This window comes from Mucilaginibacter sp. P4_C11 (assembly GCF_056402115.1).
This window is the reverse complement of sequence record NZ_JBFUIA010000056.1, coordinates 19,422-27,167: the sequence shown is the minus strand read 5'-3', so window position 1 is coordinate 27,167 and position 7,746 is coordinate 19,422. Positions and strand designations below refer to the sequence as shown.

At 41.9% G+C, this 7,746-nt stretch carries 6 protein-coding genes; 1 reads left to right on the top strand and 5 read right to left on the bottom strand.

Annotation, left to right across the window (positions count from 1 at the left end):
* From AC1DU2_RS29555 to AC1DU2_RS29535, 5 genes are all read right to left on the bottom strand, one after another.
* Positions 1-655 (bottom strand): AbiV family abortive infection protein (locus tag AC1DU2_RS29555; RefSeq protein ID WP_477389122.1); only part of this gene is annotated, 655 nt, incomplete at its 3' end.
* 4 nt (positions 656-659) lie between these two features.
* Positions 660-1,970: a hypothetical protein gene (locus tag AC1DU2_RS29550; protein WP_477389120.1), complete on the bottom strand. Its 1,311-nt coding sequence runs from the start codon at positions 1,968-1,970 to the stop codon at positions 660-662.
* A gap of 1 nt (position 1,971) precedes the next feature.
* Complete coding sequence (locus AC1DU2_RS29545; RefSeq protein WP_477389118.1) at positions 1,972-3,207, bottom strand: hypothetical protein; 1,236 nt, start codon at positions 3,205-3,207, stop codon at positions 1,972-1,974.
* 210 nt (positions 3,208-3,417) lie between these two features.
* Positions 3,418-4,008 (bottom strand): Pycsar system effector family protein, encoded by a 591-nt coding sequence (locus tag AC1DU2_RS29540; protein WP_477389116.1) that lies wholly within the window; start codon positions 4,006-4,008, stop codon positions 3,418-3,420.
* 50 nt (positions 4,009-4,058) lie between these two features.
* Positions 4,059-5,246, bottom strand: coding sequence for a DUF3095 family protein (locus AC1DU2_RS29535; protein WP_477389114.1), 1,188 nt, complete (start codon positions 5,244-5,246; stop codon positions 4,059-4,061).
* Positions 5,247-5,419: 173 nt separating this feature from the next.
* Here AC1DU2_RS29535 and AC1DU2_RS29530 point away from each other — a divergent pair, with 173 nt between their 5' ends.
* Positions 5,420-7,690 (top strand): TonB-dependent receptor, encoded by a 2,271-nt coding sequence (locus AC1DU2_RS29530; protein WP_477389112.1) that lies wholly within the window; start codon positions 5,420-5,422, stop codon positions 7,688-7,690.
* The last annotated feature ends 56 nt before the right edge of the window (positions 7,691-7,746 follow it).

Here is a 7,746-nt window from a genome sequence, read left to right as displayed (position 1 = left end):
GTTCTACAAGGCCAGAGGAAATAAACGCCTCTTTGAGTTCGCCCAAGGCTGGTGCCGATGCTCTTTCAATGAGGATGACCATAAGCCGAAGATCTTCCCGGAACTTTTTGGTAATGTTAAAAGTTGTTTCATAAGCTTTACGGTCAATAGCGGCCGGGTCAAAAGTACCGATGGTATTGTAATCTAAATAAAAGCAGTGCTGTTTCATTTGGTCGGCATTGTTCCACCACTCGTAATTTTTAACACTTGTGTTCAGTACGTCAACCCCGTAATTTAAAACCTTGATGAAATTGCTTAAAAAGGAACTGCCTTTATTCCAGTCCGGCCATTCAACAATGCCAGTGATGAATCGGTATATGGAATAAAATTCTTTGAGCAGGTTGTGTCTGGCAACATGATGGGTAAATAGTTTATCATAATTGGCGATCTTTTTCACTGGGAAATCATAAGCTTGTAACACAAGTACAAATGATTTGACCAATTCTTCTGATCCCAAGATCAGGTGCGCGATACTGTTGGCAAAATCACCGGCATTGACCAATAATTCAGCAGCTTTAAAATGCTTATCAGCATTTTTTCTGAGTTTGGGATAGATCTCCTTACTGCCTTTTCCATCAAGGCTGCGAAATATATTAGTGGGTCTGTCGCTGGCCATAAGATCAATTTATGAGGTTGTTAATATCAATAGTCACCTCATCTTTAATATTTGAAGCTGTTTTATCATAAACTGTGCAAACCTTGGTAATAAACACAATTCCATTTTTCGTGATCCGGTCAACATTGTCTTTAAAAATCACCTTACGGTTTGTAAATAATAATATAAAAACATGATGATTTAATCTTGGGAAATTATTCAGGCTGTCTTTATAAATATGGCTTTGAATTTGGGCATTCTTTATCCTTTCAGCTAACTGATTTTCATCCGCTTTATTTAAGTCAAGCTGTTTATGTTCAAATAAAAAGGCGTGTTCCGGATTGACCGCGATCGTATCAAGCCTGCCGTATTGCAATTGCATTTCGCTAATGGGATAATAGCCGGCATTGAATAAAAATTCCTCGAATTTATGCTGCATAACGCCTTCGGCATCCCCCTTTTTGAAATTGATCTTGTAATACAAGGATATATAAGTGATAAACCTGTCTACGTAGGCCTCAATGGATAATTGGGTATATAACTTTTCGGAAAGGTAATTGAAAATATTTTGACAATCAGCAGTTAGCGTACGTATTGTTTCCGTCCCAAGGTAAGCCTGACCTTCTTTGATCATATTTTGCTTAACAGTGTTATTAACGCTATCCTCCATCCTTAACGTTGGATGCACGGCGATATAAACCTGCGAAAGATGTTCAGCAGACAGTACCTTTTGGTATCCGTGTTCGAAATGATGGTAGTAATCGTACCATTCAATATGAAAACGTAGTTTGTTGATCAGTTCGACAAATTGTGCTTGTTGTTCTTCCGGGACAAATTCACAGAGCCTTGCACACAGCCGCCCGGCGACCGCAAGCGTGCTTGTTAAATAGTTCTCACCGAACTCATCTTTTTCTACCGTGTCTGCACTATTAAAATGTCGCCAATTGTTGAGCAGTCCGGTCGCCTTGTAAAGCCTCGGTTGGTTTTTGTAATCGGGATATTTTATGTCTTCCTCATCGAGTTTGGAAATTGGGGGAAGTGCAAGTAAAGTGGAGGCAATCTCTTTTACGGTATCGTTGATCTTTTCCAGTGCAATCGGATAGTCCGGGTTGGTATTTAAGCTATTTTTATAGTCAAGCGTGGCATTGAATAGCTTATGAAGGTCCGGATCGTTCATTATCGCATGGACAAAGTAGGCGATCTCATAATAGAAACGCAGGTAAGTTGCTTTGGTCGGTGCAAATACCACACCTGATGTTTCAATAATTTTAATACTGTCCAACCGATTTTGCATCGTTTGAACTAAATGCTCTGTTTTAGTCTGAAAGTGCTGCATGTTATTTTGCGAATAACGATTGAATAAATAAATGCATGGCCGGCTTATCTTTTAAATAATAATGTAGCCCATGTTCATTGAATTTTTCATTTGGATTCGGCATGGGTTTCGTGGTAAACGGGATGACCCGATATTGCTCGTTACTTATAGCGTGTCCATAAATATTCTTTAAGCAATTACGGACTTTTTCAGCCTCTCCATCGTAATCGCTACCGAGTGTTGTCGCGCCGGCACGGGCTGCCAGGAATTGCGATTTTCTGAATGTCCCTTTATCTAAAGCATAATCCCCCGGATTTATGCTTACAACAATTCGATTGATATTTTCTTTATCCGGAGTGATCGTAGGTGATTTCTGCAAAATATCTGTAAATGTAGATACACCTGGGATTGCAGATGCAAGCATGCCTAACCTAACGGGCATTATCGGTGTTTTTTCTTCTTCTAATTGTTTGATCTCTTTTGAAGTAAAGGAATTAATATCATCATTCCATTTGGAATGGGTATTAAAAAGCGCGCCGGTTGCTACGCTGGCACCGAGGCTATGTGTAATGATAGTCATTGGAATAGTTTTTGGAATGTCCATCTGATTTAACAACTTGCGCAATCCAAGGCAAACGTAACGGGAGTTAAACTGGGCTTTGCCCCAAATCTTCGCATATCCGGGACTACCACCATTGGCTGTCAGGCCGTCCCAATAAACTTCCAAATAGGCAAACTCGTGGTGTTCATCAAAATGTTCTGAGCGGATAAAGTCTCGCAATTCCTGGTAGGTACCTGTTGGATTCGGGTCATTAAACCCATGTACAAGAACCACCAGGTTTTGAATTGTTTGTTGTTGGCTAAATTGCTGTAGTTTTAGCCTATACTCATTCATGATTTTCAGTTGTAAATGATCGTAGTCTGCTTTGGGATTATTGGTAGATGGCAATCCATATGCCGCCAAAGCTTCATCAAGATATGCTGAGTTGCCGGTAAAATAGGTTTCCAATCTTGCGTGATTGAGTTTATCATCGGGCCTACCTGGCAGGAATTCATCAGGATGAATATAAATGCTTTTTTGAGGATAAACATCGCCATAGCGGTCAAAATAAACCCTTAGTACATGGTCATTCTCAGCACCATGCGCCCCTTGCAATTCGGTGAACCAGAGATACTTTTGACGACAACCGGTTAATAATAGTAAAGCAATAAGAAAAACGAATTTGTGTTTCTTGTTAGTAGTAATAAAATGTGACATTAGGCATTCAGGGTTTTAGTAAAAATATGATTAATGTTTTAGATCAATGGTATCCTTTTAGGTTTCTGTATTAATCGAAAATAACATTATTGCCGGCTAAACAACTATCGGCAGATTTAATAATACCGTTTCTTCCTCCTGTCGGTGTGACTTTCGCCGCTTAAATTTTCTCCATTTTCCTGTTTTTTACTTTACTTATATTTTTATTACCTATCTATTCCATAGGTTACCATTCCAGATCACGAGTTTAAAGAAAACGATGATAACGATAATAAGCCCAAACATAAATACATTATAAGCCGCTCTTAATAACCGGTACTTCCGTCCAAGGACGATGCCCTGGGTATATTCATCTTTAATCAGGGTTTGGTATAAAAATTCATCATCGCTCAGAACATGGGTCATTCCGGCCGCATAATCTTTTATTTTCATCTTATAGAAATTTCCAAAAAACAACAGGTTTACTTTTTTTGCTGTTAGATCGGTGGCTGTAAACCTGCCTTTTGGAAGTGAGGGGCGCGTCGCCAAAATGGCCAGGATCAGGGTCACCAGGCTGGTCGCCAGTAGAATGAGCGATGGTTCCACCAGGTAACTGGTGTCTCTGAGGCGTCCAAGTACCAGACTGATGATCGCTGAAAGGATAATAGAATTTACGGTGATCAAAATCTGTGCTTTGTTGTCTGCCATATCACTTAGCCGGTGGTCATTCCCCGCTGTAACTTTCAACAAGGTTTCGATGGAAGCCTTTGTATCAAACTCAGCTACCGGCATAATTTCTTTCGGTATTTGCTCGTTTTTCACGTTTGTTCTTTTAATTTGGATTCTTCATCGGCTGTATGGCGGCAAAAAGCTCAGCTCAATTTATTTAAGTCGTTCCTGATCTTGAATTTCAACATCTGCGCAGCCATGGTATAGCCACCTTGTGATCCGTCTACAAAATAAATATGGCCGTCCTGTGGGTTACGCACATAACATGACATGACCGATGCGGTACTGCTATGCAGGCCATATAAAACCTCACCATTTATTTCCATGGCATCCAGCGCTCTTTCTAATGCGTGCCGCTGCAAAGTTGTGCCCGATATGACGGTATTGATCCGTCCGTCGATGAGTAAGGTATCCGACATTTCTACCAGGTTTTTCAAATAGGCCACACCCGTGGGCGTCCGGAAATAAATATAACCCAGCAAGTCAATGTACCGGTTATGTAATGATTCCAACCAGCTTGACTTCCCGGCCCGGCTCTTTACTTCCTGTCCTAATTTTGTAAAGGTGGATTTAAGGCGGAGTTTGGCGATACTGATTGGCTGCCTTTGCGCAGGCGGGCCATAAATATCATCTATAATTTTCATGACCCTGCTAAAAGCGCTTGCCTGGATTGCCTGAGACTGGCTGATGACCAATAAGGTAACGACCTCTTTGGAATTTTGAGGTGCCGGTATTTCATCCCATCTGCAAAGCATCCCGGTAAGGTCAGGTTCTTTTTCTTCGCCTGCTGTGTGCTGCTGCCCATAGCCGGTTGCTTTTATGAGCCGTTCTGCATAACTTAATCCGTCACCTAACAAGACGGGAATAGCGAAGGAGGCTGAACTTCCAAATTTTGATAAGCGCAGCTTAAATCCGGCAGCATAAATCTGCTGAACAGGCACTTCACCCACACGCAGTTCCAGGTGTGTATTTATCATGGTATTGTGTTTGTAAAGCTGAAGCGATTTTAACAATTCTTCTTTTAATGAAGCCGGGACAAGAAATGTAGCTCCGTCCCCTCCAAAAAAGAAAGGTATGGTAATACCTTTGTTAAATGCAATATTCAGGCTGGCGACCGTACTGCCCGTTGCTATCAGGTTTATTTGCTGGTGTAAGCCAGCAGCAACCGCTTCTGTCGAACCCTTAATATCCGTAACGATGACGTGCCAGTTTTCTGGAACCGTAAAAAATAATTCATCCTTTAATAAAATCTCATCTAAAGGTATTTGATTGATCGGAAGCCGGGCGTAAAAATGTTCGTTCGGTACAGTTAGATCATTTAATAAATCCATTGGGCTAAATTTATCCTGTAATCCCCGGCATTGGAAAGCAGGATGCAAGACAGGGTTTAAGATCACAGACGTAATACCTATCTATACCTTACAGTCCATTTCATTTTATTATAGTGTAAGGAATATTTCATTTAGTCGTCCATTGCTTCATATGGGATATCCCTGAAATAAATATGAAGATTTTTTTAACTGCCATTTTACTGTTATGCTTACCCGGTCTGGCGCTTCTCGCTCAGGACCGTACCATTAGCGGCGTTATTGTTGACAGTATTAGTCACGCTCCTTTAAACGGAGCAACTGTTGTACTTAATCCTGGGAACAGGACCACTGTTTCTGATGAAAATGGCCAATTTAAGTTTGGCAAAGCGAACGCTGCCGAAACGGCCATCAGCATTTCTGCTGTCGGTTATGAAAAGAAGCAAATTTTATTGCACAACTCCCATCCTGGACAGGTTATTGAACTTGCAGTTCATGAGACCCAGCTTTCCGATGTAGTCGTTTATGCAAATTCCGGTAATCCGTATAAAACGATCAGTGAAGCTGATATTAAAATGCGTGGCGTATCTAATTCACAGGAAGTACTCCGCATCGTTCCGGGCTTATTCATCGGTCAGCACCAGGGTGGCGGAAAAGCTGAACAGATATTTTTACGCGGGTTCGATGCAGATCATGGCACTGATATCAGCCTTAATGTAGATGGTATACCGATCAATATGGTATCACATGCTCACGGGCAGGGATATGCTGACAGTCACTTTATTATTCCTGAAACCATAGAACGCACCGATTATAAAAAAGGCTCTTATGATGCGGAAAAAGGCGATCTGGTTACTTCGGGTTTTGTAGATTTTCATACTGCGGATGCCATCTCCAACAATTTGATCCGGTTGGAAGGCGGACAATTTGATACCTACAGGGCGCTGGCCATGGTTGACCTGCTGGGCGACCGAAATAAAGCCAAAGGACAGTCGTGGTATGTGGCCTCGGAATACCGTTATAGCAATAGTTATTTCGATAACCCGCAGCATTTTAACAGGCTGAATATATTCTCCAAATTCAGCACCCGGCTTTCCGGTAATACCCGGCTTTTACTATCCGCTTCGGTCTTTCACAGTAGCTGGTATGCTTCCGGCCAGATCCCTGATCAAGCCATTGACCAGGGTATTGTAGGCTTTTACGGCGCACTGGACCCGAATGAGGGCGGTGTGACCTCACGCAACAATATCAACGCCCAATTCATCACCTCTTTTAAAAATAATGGTATCTTAAAAAATCAGTTTTACTATTCCCGCTATAAGTTTGACCTGCACACGGATTTTACTTTCTTTCTGGAGGACCCGGTAAACGGTGATGAAATACGGCAAAAAGAAAAGCGCAGCCTGTACGGCTACCACGGCAGTTACCTGTATGAACATTACCTCGGCAACATAAAATTAACTTCCAAAATAGGTTTGGATGCCCGGCTCGATGTCACTGACAGTTCCGAACTGTCGCATACTAAAAACAGGTATACCTTACTGAACAGGATCAAGTTAGGCAATATTAACGAATTGAATACAGGGGCTTATGTTTCTGAGACTTTTCAGTTCAACGAAAAGTTCAGTATTAATGCGGGGCTTAGATTTGATGAGTTTGCTTACCATTATCTAAACCTTTTCGCAGGAGATACCACTTTTAACGGGACTGGGAAATACAGGGCCTTTAACCATACCCTTAGTCCCAAGCTGAATTTTTATGAGCAGCTGTCCCCAAAAACGGAATTATACCTCTCATTAGGCAAGGGCTTCCATTCCAACGATGCCAGGGTAGTTGTAGCTGAGAAAGGAACGGGAACGTTGCCTTCGGCTTATACAGGAGATTTCGGGATCGTGTATAAACCGACTGAAAATCTGCTTTTCAATGCTTCATTATGGTATATCTATCTTCAAAAGGAATTTGTCTATGGCGGCGACGGAGGTTCAGTCGATTTCAGCGGCCGCACCAGGCGCTTGGGAGTTGACCTTTCGGCAAGGTACCAACCGGTAAAGTCGATTTTCTTCGACCTGGATCTGAATTATGCGCATGGCCGGGCAATCGACGAGCCCGACGGACAGAATTATATACCACTTGCGCCTGTATTAAGCAGTACAGCCGGAATAACCTATTCTGGTAAGAGCGGCTTAAACGCCAGCTTCAGATACCGCTATCTTTCAAAAAGACCGGCAAACGAAGATTACAGTCTGACGGCAACAGGGTATTTTATCAATGATGTGGTTCTTAATTATACACAAGGCAAGTATGAGATCGGCATAACCATCAACAACATATTTAATGCAAAATGGAAAGAAACCCAGTTCGATACGGTCACCCGGTTAAAAAATGAAGTAACGCCTGTTGATGGCATCGCTTTTACCCCCGGTACCAAATTCGCAGCCCTGGCGCATATCAGTTATTTTTTTAGATAATATTTCATCCCGCCAGCCCCTTGAATTATTTCATCATTATTTTTTTCGCCGGAAAC